Raw genomic sequence first — 22,439 nt, forward strand, 5'->3', positions numbered from 1 at the left:
CTTCCTTTCTTAATACAACATTTGTGAGGTGTTTACTTTGTGGACTTGGCATGCTGAAAGACCGGTTGGTACAATTGTCATTGTACATGGTGCTAGTGAATATCATGGCCGATATAAATGGCTGATCGAAATGTGGCGAAATGCAGGCTATCACGTCGTCATGGGTGACCTGCCTGGGCAAGGGACATCGACACGTGCGAGAGGCCACATTCGTTCTTTTCAAGAATACATTGATACAGTCGATGAATGGATTGAACATGCGAAGTCGTTCAGACTTCCGACATTTTTACTTGGACATAGTATGGGGGGACTGATTTCGATTGAATGGTTCAAGCAGTATACCCATACGAAGATTGATGGCCTTATTTTATCATCACCTTGTTTAGGTCTGCAATTTAAACCGAAGAAGCTGATGGATTTTGCGTCAAAAGGGCTAAATGTGCTGGCGCCGTCTTTTAAAGTCGAATCTGGGCTGTCGATTGAACTTGCCACGCGGAATCAAGATGTGATAGAGGCAGATTCGAATGATTCGCTTTATGTGACGAAGGTGTCGGTTCGCTGGTATCGAGAACTGGTAAAAAATATCGATGCGGCGATGCAGCCAACGAATGTCTTTCGGTCGATTCCGCTCCTGCTCATGCAGGCAGGCGATGACAAGATAGTAGATAAAACAAGAGTGATGAAATGGTTCAATGGCATTGAATCAACCAATAAATCATACCGTGAATGGGAAGGGCTTTATCATGAAATTTTTAATGAGCCCGAGCGAGAAGATGTGTTTAAGGCGGCAAGAGCCTTTACTGATCAATATATTTAATTGTGAGCTTAAGTTGGGGGTGGATTGATTTGTCAGTACCAGAACGTCCTTTTGCACTGATGACGAAGGTGTATAAAGATATTTTTCCGCTAGTTCATCAGGAGCTAAAAAAGTGGCGGGCTCATGCAGAAATGATTGAAAATGAAGAACTGAGAACGCAGGCACTAGCGAGCATATCCAGTAAAACCTTTCACTGTGAAGGCGGGGGAATTTTATCTCTGCTTGCAGGTGAAGCGAAGGAAACGTGTATTGAATTCATTGTGGCGTACCAAACGATTAGCGATTATTTAGATAACTTGTGTGACCGCAGTACATCACTTGATCCAAAGGATTTTCATATGCTGCATCAGGCAATGAGAGATGCACTCGATATTCATGCGGAGCTTAAGCCGTATTATCAATTCCGTGATGATCAAGAGGATCATGGGTACCTGCATGCGCTAGTCAGGACGTGCCAAGATGTGCTGTCACGTCTAGCGCATTATCCGATCATTCAGCCCTATTTACATACGCTGTGTGATTATTATAGTGATTTACAAGTACATAAGCATGTGGTTCCTCATGAGCGTGAACCTCGATTAGAGTCATGGTTCCGCCAGTATGAAAAGGATTTACCGAAAATGGAGTGGTATGAGTTTTCCGCATGTGCAGGATCAACGCTGGGCATTTTCTGTCTTGTGGCTTATGCACTGCAGCCTGATTTTACAGAGAAGCAGGCGAAGCAAATTTACGAAAGCTATTTCCCTTATATTCAAGGTCTGCACATCTTACTGGACTATTTAATCGACCAAGAAGAGGACAGGCTGGAAGGCGATTTGAATTTTTGCTCGTACTACAACTCTCATCATGAGATGATGGATAGACTACAGCATTTTATTGAAAAAGCGGATGAACAGTTGAAAGGCATTCCACACGAGAATTTTCACAAACTAATCAATAGAGGGTTACTTGCGGTCTATTTGTCTGATGAAAAAGTGACAGCCCAAAAAGAGATGAACAAGCTGGCAAAGCGGTTGATCAAATCAAGCGGGAAAACATCGTTCTTTTTCTATATCAATGGCAGAGCCTATCGAACCTATCAGAAAATGCCTTGGATGAAATCTTCTTAACGTATAAAATAAGCTCATCAGCTTGTAGAAAATGTTTTTCTACAAGCTTTTTTGTTTTGAACTGTTTCGCTTTGGACCATGTACAGTTCTTTTATGATTACAATCCTCTTATTTGCTGCCGATATTATTCTTAGTGTACGAAAAATAGGAGAAAAGTATGGATATAATGAATCGAATCTACTCCTTATGACGTATATTTGTTGAAAAACTTAAAAAAGGGGAAGGTCGAATATGTCATTTTTTAAAAAGTTTGCAGCAAGTGTAGGAATCGGTGCAGCAAAAGTGGATACAATTTTGGAGAAAGATGCGTATGAACCGGGAGAAGAAGTAAAGGGAACAGTCCATGTGAAGGGCGGAAAAGTGCCTCAAGATATTCGCTATATTGATTTAAAGTTGAAAACATGGTACACCATTGTAAAAGATGATGAAGAGCAACGAAAACACACAACCATCCATTCTGTCCGAGTGACTGAATCATTCACGATTCAGCCTGCGGAAGCTCAGCAGTTTACATTCTCGTTTCACCTTCCTCTTGATACACCAATGACTGTAGGTAAAGTAGAGGTGGCTGTTGTGACAGACCTTGATATTCAAGGTGGTATTGATAAATTTGATCATGACCGCATTTTTGTAAACGCACACCCTTGGGTGAATCGTGTGCTTGAGGCTGTCGGAAACTTAGGCTTTCACCTTCATGAAGCAGACTGTGAAGAAGCACCTTATTTCATGCGCCGCCTTCCCTTTGTTCAAGAGTTTGAGTTCATACCGACTTCCGACTATTATCGTCAAATGCTTGATGAGTTAGAGGTGATTTTCTTCATTGATGAAGAGGGGCTAGATCTCATTTTTGAAGTCGACCGTAGAGCAAGGGGGCTGCGTGGCTGGCTGGAAGAAATGTATAATGACGGAGAACAGCTTGTACGTGTCCGCTTTACTCAATCAGAGCTTGCAGATGCAGAAGAGCTGGAAGTAGTGCTTGAAGAAATCATTGACCAATACGCTTATTAAATAATAAAACTCAAATCCATTAAGAGGATTTGAGTTTTTTTTCGATGGCTACCACAAAGGGCGGATCGTTTTGAATATTCATGTATTGATAAGATATTACCTGTACTTCTTCGTGATGGAGTGTTTTGCAATAATCAAGAAGGATGTCCTTCTCTTTTTTTCCTTCGGGATGACCGTGGTAAATCACAAGAACGATCAGACCTCCAGGCTTAAGCCAATCCATGAGCTGTTTGATCGCTTCAATGGTCGTATGTGCCTGAGTCGTGACGGTTTTATCGCTTCCTGGTAAATATCCAAGATTGAACACTGCACCAGATATGTGGCCATAAGCATCCGCTGGCAGATGTTCAGCAAGTTGTTCATGTCCGTCATGGATCAGGTGAACGTAAGGGTAGTGCTCACCGAGTATTTTGCTTGTTTGCTCAATGGCTTCCTTCTGTACATCGAATGCGAAAACTTGTCCATCTCTCCCGACAAGGTCAGCTAAATAGCGTGTATCATGGCCATTTCCCATCGTTGCATCAATGACAATATCGCCTTTTTGACAAGCACGTTCTAACAGTTCTTTACTAAAAGGGAGCATCCGTTTTAAAATCATTTTGCCGCTTCTTCCAATCTGACGAAGCGTTTGCCCTGGTAGCTGTTACGTCTTTCAAGCTCAGCATTAATGGCATTGAGCACTTCCCATTTATTCACACTCCACATTGGACCTACCATTAATTCAATGGGACCATCGCCTGTAATACGATGAATAATCATTTCTGGGGGCAGGATCTCCAGCTGATCACAGACAAGCTGGACATATTCCTCTTGGCTGAGAAACTCTAGTTTGCCTTTCTCATATTGCTTTACCATCGGTGTTCCTTTTAACAGGTGAAGTAGATGAATTTTAATTCCTTGCACATCTAAATCAGCGACAGCTTTTGCTGTCTCCATCATCATATCTCGGTTTTCAAGAGGAAGACCATTGATGATATGTGAACAGACTCGAATGCCATGTTTTCGCAGTTTTTCTACACCTTCTACGTAGCATTCATAATCATGGGCACGGTTGATGAGCATCGCTGTCCGCTCATGTACAGTTTGTAGACCAAGTTCAACCCATAGATATGTCCGTTCGTTTAACTCAGCTAAATATTCCACGACGTCATCTGGCAGACAATCAGGTCTTGTGGCAATCGATAAACCAACCACTCCATCCAGATTCATGACGGTTTCGTATTTTTCTTTTAAAACAGGAAGCGGCGCATGTGTGTTTGTGTAAGCTTGGAAATACGCCATGTATTTTCCATCTTTCCATTTTGTATGCATCCGCTCCTTGATTTCATTAAATTGAGTGATGAGATCATCCGCCCGGTTCCCTGCAAAATCACCAGATCCTGCTGCGCTGCAAAATGTGCAGCCTCCATGTGCGACAGTACCATCACGGTTTGGACAATCAAAGCCGCCGTCTAATGCGACTTTAAATACTTTATGACCAAAGTGCTCACGCAAATGATAATTCCATGTGTGATAACGTTTCTCGCTGTTTGAATATAAAAAAGGGTTATGCTGATCCAAGTCAGTAACCTCCTTGCATAATAATAGGCATCCTTAAAGTTTAACAAAAATCACGAAAGAGGACAATTGAATCTGTCCAACATTTTCTTTAGTGAAAAAGCTTTACGTGGGCAAAATAGGCGAGAGCAATGATGAAATGGAGGGATGGCTAGATGGCAACTAGAAAATCAATCGATGAATTTGTCCAAAAAAGCACTGAGACTCTTGAGTTTGCAAGCGAACAGTTTGATTTGAGCTCTCGCCAAGAACATTATAACGTAGAAGAATTTTCAAAAGCGCAGCTCATGCTTGAGGATGCGGTGAATGAATTAGAAAAGTTAAAAGATGTCGCCAATGATCAGCAAAGAGAACGTTTAGACAGAACGCGTGTACAAATTCAAAGTCTGCAAAACCAAATGATTTTAGGTATTTCATACGAGAACGAATGATGAACAGATCCTTCTTTTAAGGGTCTGTTTTTATTTTTTGGCTGTTTTCGCAAAGATTGTTGTTTTTGGATATATATTTGTAATAGGTTTTTGTTCTGTTAAAGTATGTTATATATAGAAATTGCAAATATCTTCAAGGGGGTAGAAGAAATGTTGGAGACTCTTCCTGATTGGTTTTGGGCATTATATTACTTGTTTTTCTTAGCAACATTAGGAACCGCAATATTCAGTGTTGTGAAAAATAAACATAGGGGATTGTCCATTCTAACCATTGTATTTACTGTTACAATTCCGATGATTAGCCTGATAAATAGCATTGGTAGAGTAGAAGGAATGAATGAATTTGAACACTTATTTAGTCAATTGCGACAGGGGGCAGTTTGGTCTATCTTTACAGTTATAGGCTATATATTTTTATTAGTATGGTGGGTGCTAATCCTGTTCAAAAGCAAGTCCAAAAACAAAGGAATAGTATCTAATTAAAACATTGTAGAGACCTCAATATTCGGGGTCTTTTATTATGCACTTTTTCAGGCGATTATGAAAGTTATTAACGTGTTGAACACCCTAAACCAGAAGCAAACCTGGCTTCCGAAAGCTTTTAAGTAGCTTCGTCATTTTATCTGGTTCGTCTGCCTATTTTTTTCTAGAGTCTCTTGACTTTTCAATTAAGTGTCTATATTGTATTAAGTGTACTACGTCAACTAATACACTACAGACACTTAAACGTGAAGAAAGGTGTTTAACCATGAAAAAAGAAAAAAAACCAATCAATTTAAAGTGGATGGTGCTGGCTGTTGCGTTAGCATGTACATTTTTTTTCGTTCTCGTTTTCATTGGTTTTGAAGTTCAAAAAGATTTTATTCCAAATTCGGTCCCTTTAATGCAAGGACATGATCAAGCGATAGGACTGCAAAAGCATGAATGAGAAAAGAGGGAGCCATCATGATTCAAATAGATCCAAGAAGCGCTGCACCAATATATGAACAAATCATTGAGCAGTTAAAAATTTTGTGCTTAAAAGGCGTGATGAAACCAGGTGACAAACTGCCCTCTGTGAGAGAGCTTGCCACCATTATTATTGCGAATCCAAACACCGTCAGCAAAGCGTATAAAGAGCTTGAACGGGAAGGAATTATTGAAACATTAAGAGGCCGTGGAACGTATGTGACAGAAGGTGCACAGTTAAAGCTGAATGAAGGGAAGGTGTTAGAGATGAAGGAGCAATTAAGGCAACTCATTATTGAAGCTCATTATGCCGGTATTGATATTCATCAACTCAAAGAGTGGTTGGAGGAGATCGGCTCAAGTCTAAAAGGAGGAAACCAAGTTGATTGAGGTCAGAAATGTATCAAAGAAATTAAATGGACGTGAAGTACTCAGCAACGTTTCCTTCAAGATAGGCGAAGGAGAGATCTTTGGCCTGCTTGGCCGGAATGGCTCTGGTAAAACAACACTTCTTCGCTTGATTCAGCAAATCCTTCTTCCAGATGAAGGAGAGATTTATTTTAAAGATGTACTCGTAAAAGACCACTCGTTAGTGAAGCAAAATATTGTGTATATGCCAGTCGTAAATCCCTACTTTGACCGGTACAATTATGGACAGCTTGTGAAGCTGTTAAAACAACTGTATCCAAAGTTTGACGTGACATATGCCAATGAGCTTGTGAACCGGTATGAGATTCCGGAAAAAGTGAAATACCGTGAATTGTCGACAGGTTTAAAGAAACAGCTGTCCCTCATTTTAAGTTTTGCCATCAAACCAGCAGTCATTTTGTTAGATGAGCCGACAGATGGGATTGATGCAGTCACAAGAAATGACGTTCTTCAGCTGATGATTGACGAGGTGGCAGAACGACAAACAACGATTTTAATTACATCTCACCGTTTAGAGGATATTGAGCGTATGTGTAACCGAATCGGGTTTTTGGAAGGAAATCAGCTCACAAGTGTTATGGATTTAGACGAATTAAAGAATGACTACGTTAAAATCCAGATGGCATTTGAAGAGGATATGAACTTAAGTATTAGAAAAAAAGGCGTTGCCATCTTAGATCAAGCGGGTGTGTTCTATACAGCACTTGTACTCAAAACAGATGAAGAAGCAAAAGAGTATTTGAAATCGCTTGAACCAAAAGTCTGGCATGAACTGCCTGTAAATTTAGAAGAAGTATTCATTGCAAAGTTTGGAGGGAAACGCAGATGGTAAAGCGGCAATTGTTATATAAGGAATGGAAGCAGTCTGAGCTGACATTCATTTTAGTGATGCTTGTTGCGGTCTTTGCGACGCCATTATCCCTCTTAATGGATTACTCAACCTTTCAAGATTGTTTGGAAAACCGAGACTGTCTAATGGATACAACAACATTCACTTATATTTTTAAGACGGACGCATTTCTCTCACTTTCATGGGTCATGGGCGTATTTTTTGCTGTGATTCAGCTAGGATTTGAAAGAAATAAAGGGCAGATGGACTTTACCGTATCCTTGCCGTTTAGTAGAAGTTCCATCTTTCACACAAAATTTTTCTTAGGTGCTGGAATTATTGCAAGTGTTCATGCTGTTTCATACCTTCTCATTTATTTATTAAAATTAGGTCTTGGGCCAATAGAGACACCTGGATTCAACAGTCTTTATGTTTTTGCACTGTTGTCAGCCTTGATGATCTATAGTTTGTTTTTTGCAGCAGGTGCTTTAACAGGGAGTGCTATTTCTCAAGCAATCGTTGGATTTAGTACAGCTATTTTACCTTACTTAGTGATTGGTTTACCAATCCTTCATTTAGATTTTATCTTTAAAACAAGCGGGATGTGGCTGGATAAAATCTTTAATTTTTTGATCACGCCCATTTCCCCCATTACTTATATTACAGCTAACAGTTTTTATCAGGAATATCCGCTTTGGTTCAATGGTGAAGAATACATCGTTCCAATTGTCATGATGTTGCTATTTTACCTTATTGGCTTGTTTAGCTTTATTAAACATCCAATTGAACGAAATGGCCGATTCTTCCTTTATTCAATAATGGATCGCCCAATTCAAATTATGGTGATCGTGTTTGGCGTCTTAGGGTTTGGCTGGGTTGGTTTCTCCTCAGATTCATTAGTTGGATATTTTGTTGGTATGTGCATCGGTGGAGCTGTAGGCGCACTGACGAGTTATTTCTTAATCTATCGAAAAAGATAAACAGAGAGCAGGGGAGTAGAGATGATTCAAATTCAATCGTTAGATCATGTGTTTAAAATTGGGAAAAAGGGCAGGGAGAACGAGATTCCTGTGCTCAAAGACATTGATTTGTCTATTAAAAGAGGCGAAATTGCATGTATCGTCGGACGAAGCGGTTCGGGGAAATCAACTTTACTGAATTTAATATCGGGATATATTACGCCAACAAGCGGACAAATTATGGTTGATGGCACCAATGTGACCGGCTTTAATGAGAAGGAATGGGCAGACTTTCGGTTAGATCATTTTGGCTTTATCTTTCAAAGCTTTCAATTGATCGGGAGTTTAACAACATATGAGAACGTTGAACTTCCGCTCACTTTAAAAGGTGTGAAGCCGTCTGAGCGAAAAGTGAAAGTAAAGGAAATGCTGAAACGAGTTGGACTGGAACATCACGCAGGACATTATCCTAATGAACTGTCAGGTGGACAGCAGCAGCGTGTGAGTATTGCAAGAGCCTTGATCCTTAATCCGTCTATTATTTTAGCGGATGAGCCAACAGGCAGTCTGGATTCAGAAACTGAAGGCGAAATTCTAGCCTTTATCCAACAGCTTAATCGTGAAAAAGGAATTACATTTGTCATCATTACACATGACGATGAAGTCGCTTCAATCGCAGACACAACGTTCCAGCTTCATGATGGTGTATTAAAGAAAGGGGATCAGTCCATTGAAATTTAGAGATCAGGTCAAATTCATCAGAAGAAATATGAAGAAAAATAGATTGCGTGTGTTTATGACCATACTTGCAACGACAATGGCATGCTCTTTCTTAATCGTTCTAGCGTCAGTTGGTTTTGGTCTGCAAAAATCGGCTCAAGATGAAATCATGAAACAACAAATTATCACAGAAATTAAAGTGTTAGGCAAAGAAAAAGGTGACGTCAAGGTTGACGATTTAAAGAAATATGATCATGCGAAATCTGTCGTTGCGAGAACGTCAATCATTCCATCGGTTCACGTCGAGCTCGATAATCGCTCAAGTGATACGCAGGCTGTACTGACAGATATGAAAGAAGAAAAAGAGGCAGGCCTTGAACTAGACCGTGGAAAAGTCCCAACATCGGCGAATGAAATTGTAGTTGGGTATCAAATGGCAGAACAACTTTGGACGGAAAAAGAACGAAAAGACTATGAAAAAGAAATGAATCAGACATCAAATGGTGAAGAGACACCGGAAGAGCCAAAAGGCTATACGAAGGAAATTTTAAACAAAGTCATTCAAATCAAGGTACCAAAACTGAATGAAGAAAATGAAGTGGTGAAAGAAAAGACGTTCGATTTCCGTGTCGTCGGTGTATTGAAGAAACCGAATTTGGAGTGGCAGCAGGATCATAAAATTCTTATTCCGAATGCTTATGAAAAAGAATTTAGTCAAGTGCTCGATCTGTCTCCTGATGCAGGAAATGTCGAAAAAATGACGTCTGTCTATGCTGATAAGTTCGACAATGTCGGTGCGCTCACAGATAAGCTGACAGATGACGGCTATCAAGTCATCTCTGTGACGAATCAGCTTGAAGGAATGGATATGTTCTTTACAGTCTTTAAAATTGGACTCATCTTTGTTGGATGTATTGCGGTCATTATTTCGGCGATTGGCATTTTCAATACGATGACAATGGCCGTTACAGAGCGGACACAAGAGATTGGGATCATGAAAGCCATCGGTGCGAATCCTTCCATTATTAAGCGAATGTTCCTCATGGAAAGTGCTTATATTGGGGTGATTGGATCGATCATCGGGATTATCATCTCGTACATCGTTAGTTTTGCAGTGAATTTAATCATTCCAGCGATTTTGTCTTCCATGTCTGAGGGAGCATCAAGCGATCAATTCTCGATCACCTTCTCCTATATACCGCTAAGCCTTGTGGTCACAGCAACAGTGATTAGTGCAGGAGTTGCCATTATTTCTGGACTCAATCCAGCACGTAAGGCGACAAAAACGAATGTATTAACAGCATTAAGAAGAGAAATTTAAAGAAGAACCTCCTGTACCTATATTGGGCTGACAGGAGGTTTTTTTATCGTCAAAAGATGTCTATTGCTTTGGTGCCCGGTACCCTGCACGCTCAGCTTCTTCTACGGAGCAGAACATTTTGGTCACGTTTTTTGTCCGTGAGTAGTATCTGCTGCTCGGTGTGTGATAGATGCCGTTGACACTTCCTTTAATATTACAGGCGGTAGATTCTTTTTTTGTTTCTTTTTGTGACTCATGACCGCTAGTATTGGCCCCATCATCTTTAGGAGCAGATCGCTGGGCCGATGACGTGGTGTCTTTGTTTACTTTCTGGTGTTCTTTTTTGAGTGTTTCGTTTGTAGAGGTGAGCTTGTCTATTTTCTCTTCAAGCTCATGGATGGTTTTTTCTTGCTGTTTGACTGTCTTCTTTTCGGAGGTGATGTTTTCTAATTTCTTGGATAGCTTTTCTTTTTCTTTGGTCACGTCTTCTAAAGAGGCCGTCAGCGTTTCTTTGTCTTCCTTTAGACGAGAAATATCAGATGCTAATTGTTTTTGCTCTTTCAGCAGCTGTTCAGAAGATGGATCTGCTTGTGCTTTCGGAGCACCTGTGCCGGCAAACGGTAATGACATAATAGAAAAAACAAGACCAATGGTCAAAAAAGGATAGAAGAGTTTTTTTGAAAAGATTGGTTGATTTTGGTGTTTGAGTAATAAGAAATTCACGGCATATCCTATGGCGAAACAAATACATAAAAGACCTATGATGAGTAACATCATCATCTGGCAGCCCCCCTATATCGCTATTTATACCTATCATACCTCATTTTTCCATTTTGGGGAGCGGTTCAATTAAAAAAACCCTGTTTATACAGGGTTTTCAGCTAATGCCAATCCTTTGATTGCTTCTTTTACTGTTAAGTAAGTGATCGTATTCTGGAAGTCTGTATCTAAGTCTTTCATTTTCATCGCAAGCTGTGGTTTGATCCCAGTGATGATGAGTTCAGTTCCAGTTAAGTTCAGCAGGTGATGCAGTTTGAAAATTCGGGCTGCAACGGAATCATCGACATCGATTAAACCAGAAAGATCGACAATTAAATAATCATCCTTTGAATCTTCTAATATACAAGTTAACTTCGCGACGATGGCATCAAAGCGTTCTTCTGATAATTTTCCGATGAGTGGAAGAGCGGAAACACCATTTTTGATTGGGACAATTGGCGTCGACAGAGAGGTGACTTCCTGTAAGGAATCTTCTAGGAGTTGTTCATATTCTTTCTGCTTTGTAATGTCCTTTTGAAAGCCAATAAAAAATGTTTTGTCATCTTGTTCAATGTATAGAGGATCTATATTGAGTTCATTCCAAAAAAAAGTACCGTCTTTTTTATAATTTTTGAGCTGTGTGGTAATAGGTGTTTTGTTTTGAATTCCGTGACGTATTAAGGCAAGTTGCTCTTGATTTGTGTCTTTTCCTTGGAGGAATCGACAATTACGTCCAAGAATCTCATCTGGTTTGTATCCAGTCATTTGTGTAAAGCCATGATTCACATAAACGATAGGGTTATCCTCTAAAGAAGGGTCTGTAATGACAACACCAATCCGCGCATGATCTAGCGCTTTTTTTATGAGTTCAAGCTGTTTTTGCAAGCCGAAGATGTTCGAGCTGACCATATTACCCTCCTTTGCTGCTACTATTAGACATTTAAGATGGTTTTTTTGAAACCAAATGAATTCTTTTTAAACGTAACATAACATATGTTCTGTTTCAATGATTGCAATCGCTTTGTTAAATTTGTCATCATAGTTTGTCCTCCATTAGAATAGAGTAAGTAAGGAGACTTTTCATTAGAAAAAGAAGGGATCATTTGAGGATAATTCATAAAATGACAAAAATAGTTAATATGGATTAGGTAAAAATGATTCCAATGCATCAAGATTGTTTTTGGGTCATTCACATATAATGGAAGAAACAAGCTTTTTTTCTTCGTTAGAGAGAATAGACCTTTTACATGGATTATGACGGAACAGCAGAATGGCATTACAGGGGGCTGGACAGCCTGAAGTCGCTTTACTATTCTAAGGGCTTTAGGAAGGTGATGAAAATGCTGCAACAAGTCATTATTGCTTGCGCCATTGGAGGGGTCATGGGCATTCTCGGTCACGTAAAGAAAAAAGGCAGGCTAGAGAAGCCCAGAATGACAAAGAAGTTTATTTATCTAGGGTTTATTGAAGATTGGCTCGTTGGGATGATTGCTGCTACACTGCTTGTCTTATCCTCAAATCCCGAATCTAGTCTGCACTTGATCATCTTATCCATTATTTCAGGTTACGGAGGAGAAGCAGTTCTGCGAAGCTTCGATTTTGTGAGAGAAGAACGTTCACAGGATGCAGGCTCCAACCGTCATAACCGATCTCCACACGAATAATATCCTCACTTTACCCTAGTCTAGGGTACATTCCCATTGTATACAAACCTGCTTGCACTTATGATCATAATTCTATAAAATACTACTTAGATGACGGTTACGATAAGAACAGTGAAGAGGAGTAGTAGGAAAGCAGTATTTGTCTTTAGAGAATTGACGGCTGGTGAAAGTCAATCAAATCTGCTTCTGAACTCGCCTCAGAGTTGCAGTTGCGTTAAAGCTTCTGTCGCATGTCTGCGTTAAAGATATTAAGTGAGCGTATGAACAGTTCATGACGCTAACAAGGGTGGTACCGCGGGAACCAAAAAATCTCTCGTCCCTTTCTAGGGATGAGGGTTTTTTGTTGATTTTAGAAAAATCTGAATTCTTGCAGTGGTCATCTGTGCAGATAAAGCCGTACACATTAAAGGAGGTTTTCACATTGAGTTTTCAGCATCGGGAAATTGAAAAGAAGTGGCAGGATTATTGGCTGACACATAAAACATTCGCCACATCTGACTCGGAAGATAAGCCAAAGTTTTATGCGCTAGATATGTTTCCTTATCCATCAGGAGCAGGGCTTCATGTAGGGCATCCTGAAGGATACACAGCAACGGATATTTTATCACGTATGAAACGTATGCAGGGATACGATGTTCTTCATCCAATGGGATGGGACGCATTTGGTCTTCCAGCGGAACAATATGCGCTGGATACAGGAAATGATCCAGCTGCATTTACAGAAGAGAACATTAATAATTTCCGCCGCCAAATTCAATCATTGGGCTTCTCGTATGATTGGGATCGAGAAATTAACACGACAGATCCGAATTATTATAAATGGACGCAGTGGATTTTCTTGAAATTGTACGAAAAAGGATTGGCGTATATTGATGAAGTACCTGTAAACTGGTGCCCAGCACTTGGTACAGTCCTTGCAAATGAAGAAGTCATTGATGGGAAAAGTGAGCGCGGAGGACATCCTGTTGAAAGACGTCCAATGAAGCAATGGATGCTAAAAATTACAGCATATGCGGACAGGCTATTAGAAGATTTAGAAGACATTGATTGGCCTGAAAGCATCAAAGACATGCAGCGCAACTGGATTGGACGTTCTGAAGGTGCACATGTTCACTTCGAAGTAGAAGGACATGACGAACAGTTTACTGTGTTTACAACACGTCCTGATACACTATTTGGTGCAACATATGCCGTTCTTGCACCAGAGCATACACTAGTTGAAAAAATTACAACAGCTGCTCAAAAAGAAGCAGTTGAAGCATATATCAAAGAAATTCAATCTAAGAGTGACTTAGAGCGAACAGATCTTGCTAAAACGAAAACGGGCATTTTCACAGGTGCTTATGCCATCAATCCATTGAATGGGGAAAAGATGCCGATCTGGATTGCAGATTATGTGTTAGCCACATATGGCACTGGAGCGATTATGGCAGTTCCTGCTCATGATGAGCGTGATTATGAATTCGCCAAAACATTCGATCTTCCCATCAAAGAGGTTGTCGAAGGTGGAGACATTGACAAAGAAGCCTACACAGGTGATGGAAAGCACATCAACTCTGATTTCTTAAACGGCTTAGGGAAAGAAGAAGCAATTGAAAAAGCGATTGCATGGCTGGAAGAACATCAAAAAGGTGAAAAGAAAGTCACTTATCGTTTAAGAGACTGGCTGTTCAGCCGTCAGCGTTACTGGGGAGAGCCAATTCCAATTATTCATTGGGAGGACGGAACATCTTCAGCTGTTTCAGAGGAAGAGCTTCCACTGATTTTGCCTAAGACGACTGAGATTAAGCCAAGCGGAACAGGTGAATCACCTTTAGCCAATATTAAAGACTGGGTTGAGGTTGTAGATCCTGTAACAGGTAAGAAAGGCCGCCGTGAAACGAATACGATGCCACAATGGGCAGGTAGCTGCTGGTACTTCTTACGTTATATTGATCCACATAACACAGAAGAACTTGCATCGCCTGAAAAGCTGAAGAAATGGCTTCCGGTTGATGTGTATATTGGTGGAGCAGAACATGCTGTGCTTCATCTGCTATATGCACGATTCTGGCATAAATTCTTGTATGATATTGGTGTTGTTCCAACAAAAGAACCGTTCATGAAATTGTTCAACCAAGGAATGATTCTTGGTGAAAATAATGAAAAAATGAGTAAATCAAAAGGGAATGTTGTCAACCCAGATGATATCGTAGAATCTCATGGTGCAGATACATTAAGACTGTATGAAATGTTCATGGGGCCTTTAGATGCGTCAATTGCTTGGTCTGAAACAGGTCTTGATGGTGCTCGTCGTTTCCTAGATCGTGTATGGCGTCTGTTTACAAATGAAGATGGCTCCATCAGTGATAAAGTGACAGAGCAATCTGGCGGGCCATTAGAGCGAAGCTACCATGAAACCGTCATGAAGGTAACAGATCATTATGAAGGCTTACGTTTCAATACTGGGATTTCACAATTAATGGTGTTCATCAACGATGCATACAAGGCTGACACACTGCCGAAAGAATATGCAGAAGGCTTTGTGAAACTTCTTTCTCCAATTGCACCGCATGTAGCGGAAGAGCTTTGGAATAAACTTGGTCATGAAGGGTCTATTTCTTATGAAGCATGGCCGCAATATGATGAGTCAAAACTTGTCGATGATGAAGTGGAAATTGTCGTACAGCTAAATGGAAAAGTGAAAGCAAAATTAACGGTTCCTGCTGATGCAACAAAAGAGCAGCTAGAAGAGCTTGCGAAAAATGATGCACGGATAAAAGAACAGCTTGAAGGGAAAACAATCCGTAAAGTGATTGCGGTTCCTGGAAAACTTGTCAATATTGTCGCGAACTAATGAACGCACCCATCGGTATCAGCCGATGGGTGTTGTTTATTTCCCGGGACATAATTTTGTCGAAAACAAGGTAATTCCTCCATCAATCTCGTATTTAACAAGTTGATCAAGAAAATGAGGAGTGACGTCAATGGAAAAGGAAAGCAAACGTGAACAACTGCTCAGTTTATTAGGGGAAATGCCGGAGCGCCATCGTGTGGAGGCGTATACGTTAAAGATTGAGGAACGTGAATCGTACTTAGTAGAAACACTCATTCTCTCTATTCATGGGGTGGAGGAAGTTCCGGCTTACTTTGTGAAGCCGAAAGATACAGTAAAAAAAAGGCCTGTTGTCTTGTTTCAGCATTCTCATGGTGGGAATTATGTGGATGGGAAAGAAGAGTTATTGAAGGGGGCTCATTATTTGCAAGCGCCTTCATACGCAAAAGAATTCACTTCAAAGGGCTATAGTGTGTTGGCGATTGATCATGCGGGATTTGGTGAAAGAAGGGGAAGAACAGAAAGTGAAATTTTCAAAGAAATGCTGTTAACAGGAAAAGTGATGTGGGGCATGATGCTGTATGAGAGCATGTGTGCAATTGATTATTTGCTGTCCCGCTCTGATGTACTCCCAGAGCGTTTAGCTGTTTTTGGGATGTCAATGGGCGGCCTTCTTTCATGGTGGACGGCAGCACTTGATGAGAGGGTCAGTGTGTGTGTGGATCTTTGCGCACAGGTTGATCATCACACATTGATTGAAACAAATCATTTAGATAGACACGGTTTTTACTATTATGTACCGAGCTTAGCTAAGCACTTTACAGCAGCTGACATCCAAGAAATGATTTTCCCAAGACCGCATTTAAGCTTAGTTGGAAAGCATGATCAGCTTACTCCTGCTGAAGGTGTTGGACGAATTCAACAGACATTAAGTCAAGCCTATCAAGCTGCTTCCTTAAAGGAACGTTATCAGCTTATAGGTCTACATGCAGGTCATTTTGAAACGGCTGCTATGCGCCACGAGGCTACACGTTTTTTGAAAAAGTGGCTGTAATCAATAGACGGCATGGACATACTACTCCGATAGAAGATGAAGGAGGAAACAGATGAAAAAAATCACCATGATTGGCGGATGTGGTGTCATCGGACGTTTATTAACTAAAGAGCTCTCTTCGGAGTATGACCTGACCATCATTGATCAAACAAGATGTGTAGAAGAAGTCGTTTTTGCAAATGCGGCAATTGAAGAGGAGTTGTTTCAAGCCATTCCAAGAGATACAGATGTGATCATTCATCTTTTAAACATAGACATGACGCATGATGTGATGAATGAAAAGGAGTTTGCAAAAATGAATGATGTGTTTTGGAAAAGCACGTATGATATGTTTCGTTCAGCGGCCCGGTTAAGCATTCCAAAAGTCATTTTTGCAAGCAGTAATCATGTGACAGATCGATATGAAAAAGATGGTCACTCCTTACTAGGGCGAGAAATTACGACTGATGATGTACCAGCAACGAAAAATGTGTATGGCATTTTAAAATTTGCTTCCGAACAGCTTGGGCGTTTGTTTCACGATCAAACAGGTATGTCTGTCATCAATTTGAGAATTGGAACCGTCGTGACAGATGAGATGGAAGGATTGCACACCAAAAAAAGAACGAAACGAACGCTTCTTTCACATGAAGACCTTTTCGGCATGATCAAGGCTGCCATCGAAACGGACGTTCCATTCGGGACTTATTATGCCGTATCAGAAAACGAAGGAAAACCTTGGTCTACTGAGAAAACGAAGCAGGAGTTAGGCTACAGGCCAGATGTCAATACGGCAGAAATTCTGAAAGAAAACGATCAGGCATAGGGCATAATCATGACATTAGCTCATGATCTTTTTCTTTTCATTGATGAGGCTAAAAGCACGAATGGCATGATCATCTCTGTGGTCTGTCATGATGATTATAGACGCTTTCTTCCCCCGTTTGTTACATTTTAATCACGATATCGTCAAAGGCTGCAGCTTATGTTCAGACGAAATGATAACGCTTACAAAGAAAGGGCGTGATGAACATAGATCGTTCTATTAAAGGCCGATTGTTCAATGTATTTAATTACTCTTTTCTACTCATGTTCGCATTAATATGTGTGCTCCCGTTCATCCATGTCATTGCCGCCTCTTTTGCGACAGTAGAAGAGGTCATCTCAAAGAAGTTTATTTTGTTTCCAACGACGTTTTCTCTAGAGGCCTATCGCTATATCTTTTCTACAGATATTGTGTATCGCAGCCTGATTGTATCCATTCTTGTGACACTCGTTGGAACAGCGGTCAGCATGTTTTTATCCTCACTCATGGCGTATGGGCTGTCTCGTCAAGAGCTAAAGGGCCGAAGAACCCTCATGTTTCTCGTTGTCTTCACGATGCTGTTTAGCGGAGGGATGATTCCGACGTTTATTGTCGTGAAAACACTAGGGCTGCTTGATACTTACTGGTCACTCATTCTGCCAGTGGCCATCAATGCATTCAATTTGATCATTTTGAAAAACTTCTTTCAAAACATTCCGGCAAGCCTTGAAGAATCAGCGAAGATGGACGGCTGTAACGACTTAGGGATCTTCTTTAAAATTGTACTGCCACTTTCTTTGCCAGCTATTGCGACGATTTCACTTTTTTATGCCGTGACGTATTGGAATACGTACATGACAGCCATTTTATATTTAAACGATTCAGTGAAATGGCCGATTCAGGTCCTGTTAAGACAAATCGTCATTGTATCAAGCGGTATGCAGGGAGATATGTCAGATATGGGCTCATCAACACCGCCGCCAGACCAAACCATTAAAATGGCGGTCATCGTCGTGGCGACCATTCCCGTTCTGCTTGTCTATCCATTTATTCAAAAGCATTTCAACAAAGGGGCATTACTAGGTTCTGTAAAGGGTTAAAAAGATGGAATAACGGAGGGATCTTATGGGGAGAAAGAAATTATGGCTGATTGCCTTTGTTTTGTTATTTGCCGCAAGCGGTATTCTGTCAGCTTGTTCAAGTAAAGGAGCAAGCTCATCAGATGAAAAGGTTGATTTAGACAAAAAGGTGAAACTGACATGGATGGCGATTTTGTATCATCAGCAGCCGCCAAAAGATTCAGTGTTAGAAGAGATTGAGAAGCTCACAAATACAGAGCTTGATATTACGTGGGTGCCTGATGCGGTGAAAGAAGACCGTTTAAATTCAGCACTTGCCGCAGGGAACCTCCCGCAAATTGTGACGATTCAAGACATTAAGAATTCATCTGCTATCAATGCGTTCAGATCTGGCATGTTCTGGGAAATCGGTCCATACTTAAAGGATTATCCAAATTTAAGTAAGATGAACGAACTGATTAATAAAAATGCCTCAATCGATGGGAAGCTTTATGGCATTTATAGAGAGAGACCACTTTCAAGACAAGGGATTGTCATTCGAAAGGATTGGCTTGAAAATTTAAATTTGGATACACCAAAAACGCTGGATGACCTTTATGAAGTAGCCAAGGCATTTACTGAAAAAGATCCGAACAAAAATGGCAAGGACGATACGATTGGTTTTACAGACCGTAACGATTTGATTTACGGTGCATTTAAAACGCTTGGTTCTTATGAAGGAATGCCAACAGATTGGAAAGAGGAAAACGGCAAATTTACGCCAGACTTTATGACAGATGAGTATATGAATACAATGAAATATATGAAAAAGCTGCGTGACAATGGTTATATAAACAAAGACTTCCCAGTCACAAGCAAAACGCAGCAGCAAGAATTGTTCTCACAAGGAAAAGCGGGTATCTATGTAGGAAATATGGTAGATGCAGTGAACTTAAGAGATGATGCAACAGATAAAAACATGGAAGTGGATATTATCAACCGAATCAAAGGCCCAGATGGAAAAGAACGTGTATGGGCATCAGGCGGCCATAATGGCATCTTCGCCTTCCCAAAAACAAGCGTCAAATCAGAAGCAGAGTTAAAGAGAATTTTGGCTTTCTTTGACCGCATTGCAGAAGAAGACGTGTATGGTCTCATGACATACGGGATTGATGGAAAGCATTATAACAAACAAGATGGAAATACATTTGTGAGGGAAGAAAGCCAAGTGAAAAGCTGGCAGACAGATGTACAGCCGCTTGTCAGCCTCGTAGGGATTGATAAACGTTACTTGAAAAATAAAGGCGATGCAGTTCGTACAAAATATGAAGAGCTGGAAGAAGACAATAAAAACATCATTGTCGCTAACCCTGCTGAAAGCCTGTATTCAGAAACAGCATCAGAGCGAGGAAATGAATTGAAGAAAATCATCGATGATGCGACCTATAAGTTCATTCTTGGTGATATCAACGAAGAACAATTTAAGAAAGATGTAGAGAAGTGGAAATCAAATGGTGGAAATAAAATCATAGAAGAATATGAAGCTTCCTTTAAAAAATCAAAATGATGAACATGAAGACCCCCGCTTAGTAAAAAGCGGGGGTGTTTTCATTAAAAATCGAAGTTGTCTGGGTCAGGACCAATTCGTTTATTTTCATTTAAGTCAGACAGGCGCTTCATATCCTCATCAGATAGGACAAAATCAAAAATATCGGCATTTTCTTGTAAACGATGGGCTTTCGTTGATTTAGGAATCGTAATGACGCCTTTTTGCACATCCCAGCGCAAAATAATTTGAGCAGGTGTTTTGCTGTATGTGCCCGCAAGCTCCGTGATCAGCGGGTGGTGCAGCAGCTCTCCCTGCATAAGTGGTGACCAGGCTTCCATTTGGATGCCATGTGTTTTCAAATACGTAAACAGCGTTTCCTGCGTGAGTTTTGGATGAAACTCGACTTGATTAATTGCTGGAATGATGTCCGCATCTGTCAATAATTCGTCTAGATGATGCGGCTGAAAGTTACTCACACCGATGGCTCTGACTTTTCCTTCACGGTACAGCGTTTCAAGCGCGCGCCATGCTTCCTTGTATTTCCCTTCAACTGGCCAGTGAATTAAATACAGATCAAGATAATCAAGCTGAAGTTTTTTCAGGCTGTCTTCGTATGCTTTTAGTGTCGCTTCATATCCTAAATCGGCATTCCACACTTTGGATGTCACAAAGATGTCTTCGCGGCGAAGGCCTGTTTCTGCTAGACCAAGTTGTATGCCTCGTCCAACACCTTCTTCATTGCCGTAAATAGAAGCTGTATCAATACTGCGATATCCTAATTGAATGGCTGTTTTAACAGCTTCAATTAATTCCGTTCCCTCTTCAACCTGAAAGACCCCAAGACCAAATCCTGGCATGCGGACGCCGTTGTTTAATGTTTTTGTACTTTGTAAATCGTTCATATGAAAGACTCCTTTACATGGTTTGTTTGTATTCTTTTTGTTCGATTTGATGACTCACCATCGTGAGTATGGCCGCCATGAGCACCATGATGCCGCCAACCCAGCCGGTATGCACAAGCCCAAGGGTATCTGTCACGATGCCGCCTAAAAATGAACCAATGGCGATACCTGCATTAAAGGCAGCGATATTAAGAGCGGAAGCAACATCGACAGCTCCGGGTGTATACCTTTCTGCAAAATCAACGACGGCAACTTGAAGGCCGGGTACGTTCATGAAAGCAAACAGTCCCATCAGCATTACAGTTCCAATCCCGAGTGCCATAAATCCAGCAGTAAAGCTAAGGATAAACAAGATGAGACTTTGAATGATAAATATATAAATCAGTGCTTTCATTGGCTGTTTATTCGCTGCTTTTCCGCCAATGACATTCCCAGCGGCGATGGTCATCCCGTATAACAGCAGGATCAAGGCAACTGTTCCAGGCGCAAGACCTGTCACATGCTGTAAGAGAGGGGATAAATAGGTGAAGACGACAAAGGTTCCTCCATACCCTGTAGCAGTAATGACAAATAAAAGCAACATTCTTTTCGACTTTAATAAGGCTGCTTGATCCTTAAACGTTGTTTTCACGCCCTGTTTCAATTGAGACGGAACAAGGAAATAGTTAGAAATCAGTGCGATTAGGCCAATCATGACAATCACACCAAATGACGTCCGCCAGCCGAGCTCATGACCAAGAAACGTACCGAATGGCACACCGGTCACAGTAGCGACTGTTAAACCAGTGAACATAAAGGCAATAGCGCTTGCCCGCTTTTCTTTCACCACAAGGCTTGCGGCAATGGTCGAGCCAATCGACATAAATACGCCATGTGATAGGGCTGAAATCACTCGTCCGATTAAGAGTACAGAAAAAGTCGGGGCAATCGTGGCGAGTGTATTTCCGATCAAAAAGACGAGCATAATGAGCAAAAGCAATGTCTTTTTTTCATCGTTGACGTAAGTGAGGTTAGAATTGGTGCGCCAAAAGTAACACCGAGCGCATATAAAGAAACGGTCCAGCCGGCCTGGCTGACACTCACGCCAAAGTCCTCTGAGATCATCGGCAGGAGACCTACAGAGATAAATTCAGTTGTACCTATAGCAAATGCACTAATCGCTAGTGCGAGAAGGGCAAAGTGATTTTGTTTGTTTTGCATCGTGATTCACATCCTTCTTTCATGACATTTTGATAGACGAAGCCGATCGGCAAGAGTTATTATCTAACATAGATGACAGAAAAAAAAGTACGTACTTTTTTGTAATATAGGTACTAAAAAGTGCCTGTACAGCATCAAAAGGAGTGAAGCGACGTTGGAAAAGAAGAAATATAATATCTCTGTGGAAGCAACGCTTGAAGTGATCGGCGGGAAATGGAAGTGTGTCATCTTATGTCATTTAACACATGGGAAAAAGCGGACGAGTGAACTGAAGCGCCTCATGCCAAATATCACGCAAAAAATGCTCACACAGCAGCTGCGAGAGCTTGAAAATGACGGTGTGATTAACCGCATTGTATATGAACAAGTGCCGCCTAAAGTGGAGTATGAATTAAGTGAATACGGACAGTCGCTTGAGCGAATTTTGAATGCGTTATGTGATTGGGGAGCAGCCCATATTGAACGAGTGTATGGCGAGCCGCTTTCAGTGCTGGAAGACAGTATCCTAAATGAACAGTTTAAATAAAAAAGTCCCGCTTCTTGTGAG

Annotated in this window: 23 protein-coding genes, 1 pseudogene and 1 other annotated feature; of the genes and pseudogenes, 18 read left to right on the plus strand and 6 right to left on the minus strand. The window is 40.9% G+C overall.

What is annotated here, in order from left to right:
* Positions 1-37 precede the first annotated feature (37 nt).
* The 3 genes from FBF75_RS10345 (at position 38) to FBF75_RS10355 (ending at position 2,934) form a co-directional block, all read left to right on the plus strand.
* Positions 38-817 carry an alpha/beta hydrolase gene (locus tag FBF75_RS10345; protein ID WP_019743683.1) on the plus strand — a complete coding sequence of 260 codons (780 nt, stop codon included), beginning with the start codon at positions 38-40 and terminating at the stop codon, positions 815-817.
* A 29-nt stretch (positions 818-846) separates the two neighbouring features.
* Positions 847-1,926, plus strand: coding sequence for a tetraprenyl-beta-curcumene synthase family protein (locus tag FBF75_RS10350; protein WP_017358359.1), 1,080 nt, complete (start codon positions 847-849; stop codon positions 1,924-1,926).
* A gap of 231 nt (positions 1,927-2,157) precedes the next feature.
* Positions 2,158-2,934 (plus strand): sporulation protein, encoded by a 777-nt coding sequence (locus FBF75_RS10355; protein WP_136944719.1) that lies wholly within the window; start codon positions 2,158-2,160, stop codon positions 2,932-2,934.
* A gap of 19 nt (positions 2,935-2,953) precedes the next feature.
* Here FBF75_RS10355 and mnmM read toward each other — a convergent pair whose 3' ends face one another.
* A complete protein-coding gene (gene mnmM / locus FBF75_RS10360; RefSeq protein ID WP_052320827.1) occupies positions 2,954-3,532 on the minus strand; it encodes a tRNA 5-(aminomethyl)-2-thiouridylate-methyltransferase MnmM in 579 nt (192 codons plus the stop codon).
* Positions 3,529-4,494: a tRNA modification radical SAM protein MnmL/YtqA gene (gene mnmL, locus FBF75_RS10365; RefSeq protein ID WP_098680610.1), complete on the minus strand. Its 966-nt coding sequence runs from the start codon at positions 4,492-4,494 to the stop codon at positions 3,529-3,531. The genes mnmM and mnmL overlap by 4 nt, the downstream gene beginning before the upstream one ends.
* A gap of 152 nt (positions 4,495-4,646) precedes the next feature.
* On the opposite strand from mnmL, the gene FBF75_RS10370 reads away from it, so the two are divergent.
* The 8 genes from FBF75_RS10370 (at position 4,647) to FBF75_RS10405 (ending at position 10,128) form a co-directional block, all read left to right on the plus strand.
* Positions 4,647-4,922, plus strand: coding sequence for a YtzC family protein (locus FBF75_RS10370; protein ID WP_017367895.1), 276 nt, complete (start codon positions 4,647-4,649; stop codon positions 4,920-4,922).
* Between the two features lie 150 nt (positions 4,923-5,072).
* A complete protein-coding gene (locus tag FBF75_RS10375; protein ID WP_098680611.1) occupies positions 5,073-5,405 on the plus strand; it encodes a hypothetical protein in 333 nt (110 codons plus the stop codon).
* 265 nt (positions 5,406-5,670) lie between these two features.
* Positions 5,671-5,850 carry a hypothetical protein gene (locus FBF75_RS10380; RefSeq protein WP_008342991.1) on the plus strand — a complete coding sequence of 60 codons (180 nt, stop codon included), beginning with the start codon at positions 5,671-5,673 and terminating at the stop codon, positions 5,848-5,850.
* 17 nt (positions 5,851-5,867) lie between these two features.
* Positions 5,868-6,260 (plus strand): GntR family transcriptional regulator, encoded by a 393-nt coding sequence (locus FBF75_RS10385; protein ID WP_017358353.1) that lies wholly within the window; start codon positions 5,868-5,870, stop codon positions 6,258-6,260.
* Positions 6,253-7,131 carry an ATP-binding cassette domain-containing protein gene (locus tag FBF75_RS10390; RefSeq protein WP_136944720.1) on the plus strand — a complete coding sequence of 293 codons (879 nt, stop codon included), beginning with the start codon at positions 6,253-6,255 and terminating at the stop codon, positions 7,129-7,131. Before FBF75_RS10385 ends, FBF75_RS10390 begins: the two co-directional genes overlap by 8 nt.
* Positions 7,125-8,108 (plus strand): ABC transporter ATP-binding protein, encoded by a 984-nt coding sequence (locus FBF75_RS10395; RefSeq protein WP_135226544.1) that lies wholly within the window; start codon positions 7,125-7,127, stop codon positions 8,106-8,108. Before FBF75_RS10390 ends, FBF75_RS10395 begins: the two co-directional genes overlap by 7 nt.
* Before the next feature lie 21 nt (positions 8,109-8,129).
* Positions 8,130-8,828, plus strand: a complete 699-nt coding sequence (locus FBF75_RS10400) for an ABC transporter ATP-binding protein (protein ID WP_007501890.1) — start codon at positions 8,130-8,132, stop codon at positions 8,826-8,828.
* Positions 8,818-10,128, plus strand: a complete 1,311-nt coding sequence (locus tag FBF75_RS10405; protein ID WP_017358351.1) for an ABC transporter permease — start codon at positions 8,818-8,820, stop codon at positions 10,126-10,128. The genes FBF75_RS10400 and FBF75_RS10405 overlap by 11 nt, the downstream gene beginning before the upstream one ends.
* Before the next feature lie 60 nt (positions 10,129-10,188).
* Here the strand turns inward: FBF75_RS10405 and FBF75_RS10410 are convergent, their stop codons facing one another.
* Complete coding sequence (locus FBF75_RS10410) at positions 10,189-10,887, minus strand: sunset domain-containing protein (protein WP_136944721.1); 699 nt, start codon at positions 10,885-10,887, stop codon at positions 10,189-10,191.
* A gap of 84 nt (positions 10,888-10,971) precedes the next feature.
* The gene (ytvA, locus tag FBF75_RS10415) at positions 10,972-11,775 is read right to left on the minus strand and encodes a YtvA family blue-light photoreceptor (RefSeq protein ID WP_041507632.1); all 804 of its coding nucleotides are present in this window, start codon (positions 11,773-11,775) and stop codon (positions 10,972-10,974) included.
* 425 nt (positions 11,776-12,200) lie between these two features.
* Between ytvA and FBF75_RS10420 the strand changes: the two genes are divergently transcribed.
* The 6 genes from FBF75_RS10420 (at position 12,201) to FBF75_RS10445 (ending at position 19,808) form a co-directional block, all read left to right on the plus strand.
* Complete coding sequence (locus tag FBF75_RS10420; RefSeq protein ID WP_008343006.1) at positions 12,201-12,530, plus strand: DUF4257 domain-containing protein; 330 nt, start codon at positions 12,201-12,203, stop codon at positions 12,528-12,530.
* A gap of 102 nt (positions 12,531-12,632) precedes the next feature.
* Positions 12,633-12,854: a binding site (T-box leader), on the plus strand.
* Positions 12,855-12,951: 97 nt separating this feature from the next.
* The gene (gene leuS, locus FBF75_RS10425; protein ID WP_048001444.1) at positions 12,952-15,366 is read left to right on the plus strand and encodes a leucine--tRNA ligase; all 2,415 of its coding nucleotides are present in this window, start codon (positions 12,952-12,954) and stop codon (positions 15,364-15,366) included.
* 130 nt (positions 15,367-15,496) lie between these two features.
* Entirely contained in the window at positions 15,497-16,399 is a 903-nt protein-coding gene (locus FBF75_RS10430; protein ID WP_047945261.1) for a dienelactone hydrolase family protein, read from the plus strand.
* 52 nt (positions 16,400-16,451) lie between these two features.
* On the plus strand, positions 16,452-17,204 hold the full coding sequence (locus FBF75_RS10435; protein ID WP_048001442.1) for an NAD-dependent epimerase/dehydratase family protein: 753 nt from the start codon (positions 16,452-16,454) through the stop codon (positions 17,202-17,204).
* A 218-nt stretch (positions 17,205-17,422) separates the two neighbouring features.
* Complete coding sequence (locus FBF75_RS10440; protein ID WP_098680761.1) at positions 17,423-18,283, plus strand: carbohydrate ABC transporter permease; 861 nt, start codon at positions 17,423-17,425, stop codon at positions 18,281-18,283.
* A gap of 25 nt (positions 18,284-18,308) precedes the next feature.
* Positions 18,309-19,808, plus strand: coding sequence for an extracellular solute-binding protein (locus tag FBF75_RS10445; RefSeq protein WP_008343015.1), 1,500 nt, complete (start codon positions 18,309-18,311; stop codon positions 19,806-19,808).
* Between the two features lie 44 nt (positions 19,809-19,852).
* On the opposite strand, the gene FBF75_RS10450 is transcribed toward FBF75_RS10445, so the two are convergent.
* Complete coding sequence (locus FBF75_RS10450; RefSeq protein WP_136944722.1) at positions 19,853-20,692, minus strand: aldo/keto reductase; 840 nt, start codon at positions 20,690-20,692, stop codon at positions 19,853-19,855.
* A 13-nt stretch (positions 20,693-20,705) separates the two neighbouring features.
* Positions 20,706-21,892 (minus strand): annotated as a pseudogene (locus FBF75_RS10455) (MFS transporter).
* Positions 21,893-22,046: 154 nt separating this feature from the next.
* Here FBF75_RS10455 and FBF75_RS10460 point away from each other — a divergent pair.
* On the plus strand, positions 22,047-22,418 hold the full coding sequence (locus FBF75_RS10460; RefSeq protein ID WP_008343017.1) for a winged helix-turn-helix transcriptional regulator: 372 nt from the start codon (positions 22,047-22,049) through the stop codon (positions 22,416-22,418).
* Positions 22,419-22,439: the final 21 nt, after the last annotated feature.

Origin of the sequence: Bacillus sp. S2(2019) (genome assembly GCF_005144805.1) — a bacterium.
GTDB classification, from domain to species: Bacteria; Bacillota; Bacilli; order Bacillales; family Bacillaceae; genus Bacillus; species Bacillus altitudinis.

Excerpts from the sequence above, each read along its gene's own strand:
- FBF75_RS10355 (WP_136944719.1), top strand. The coding sequence starts at position 2,158 with ATGTCATTTTTTAAAAAGTTTGCAGCAAGTGTAGGAATCGGTGCAGCA.
- FBF75_RS10420 (WP_008343006.1), top strand. The coding sequence starts at position 12,201 with ATGAAAATGCTGCAACAAGTCATTATTGCTTGCGCCATTGGAGGGGTC.
- FBF75_RS10400 (WP_007501890.1), top strand. The coding sequence starts at position 8,130 with ATGATTCAAATTCAATCGTTAGATCATGTGTTTAAAATTGGGAAAAAG.
- FBF75_RS10450 (WP_136944722.1), bottom strand. The coding sequence starts at position 20,692 with ATGAACGATTTACAAAGTACAAAAACATTAAACAACGGCGTCCGCATG.
- FBF75_RS10445 (WP_008343015.1), top strand. The coding sequence starts at position 18,309 with ATGGGGAGAAAGAAATTATGGCTGATTGCCTTTGTTTTGTTATTTGCC.
- mnmM (WP_052320827.1), bottom strand. The coding sequence starts at position 3,532 with ATGATTTTAAAACGGATGCTCCCTTTTAGTAAAGAACTGTTAGAACGT.
- FBF75_RS10380 (WP_008342991.1), top strand. The coding sequence starts at position 5,671 with ATGAAAAAAGAAAAAAAACCAATCAATTTAAAGTGGATGGTGCTGGCT.
- FBF75_RS10385 (WP_017358353.1), top strand. The coding sequence starts at position 5,868 with ATGATTCAAATAGATCCAAGAAGCGCTGCACCAATATATGAACAAATC.
- FBF75_RS10395 (WP_135226544.1), top strand. The coding sequence starts at position 7,125 with ATGGTAAAGCGGCAATTGTTATATAAGGAATGGAAGCAGTCTGAGCTG.
- ytvA (WP_041507632.1), bottom strand. The coding sequence starts at position 11,775 with ATGGTCAGCTCGAACATCTTCGGCTTGCAAAAACAGCTTGAACTCATA.
- FBF75_RS10375 (WP_098680611.1), top strand. The coding sequence starts at position 5,073 with ATGTTGGAGACTCTTCCTGATTGGTTTTGGGCATTATATTACTTGTTT.
- FBF75_RS10435 (WP_048001442.1), top strand. The coding sequence starts at position 16,452 with ATGAAAAAAATCACCATGATTGGCGGATGTGGTGTCATCGGACGTTTA.
- FBF75_RS10370 (WP_017367895.1), top strand. The coding sequence starts at position 4,647 with ATGGCAACTAGAAAATCAATCGATGAATTTGTCCAAAAAAGCACTGAG.
- FBF75_RS10410 (WP_136944721.1), bottom strand. The coding sequence starts at position 10,887 with ATGATGATGTTACTCATCATAGGTCTTTTATGTATTTGTTTCGCCATA.
- FBF75_RS10430 (WP_047945261.1), top strand. The coding sequence starts at position 15,497 with ATGGAAAAGGAAAGCAAACGTGAACAACTGCTCAGTTTATTAGGGGAA.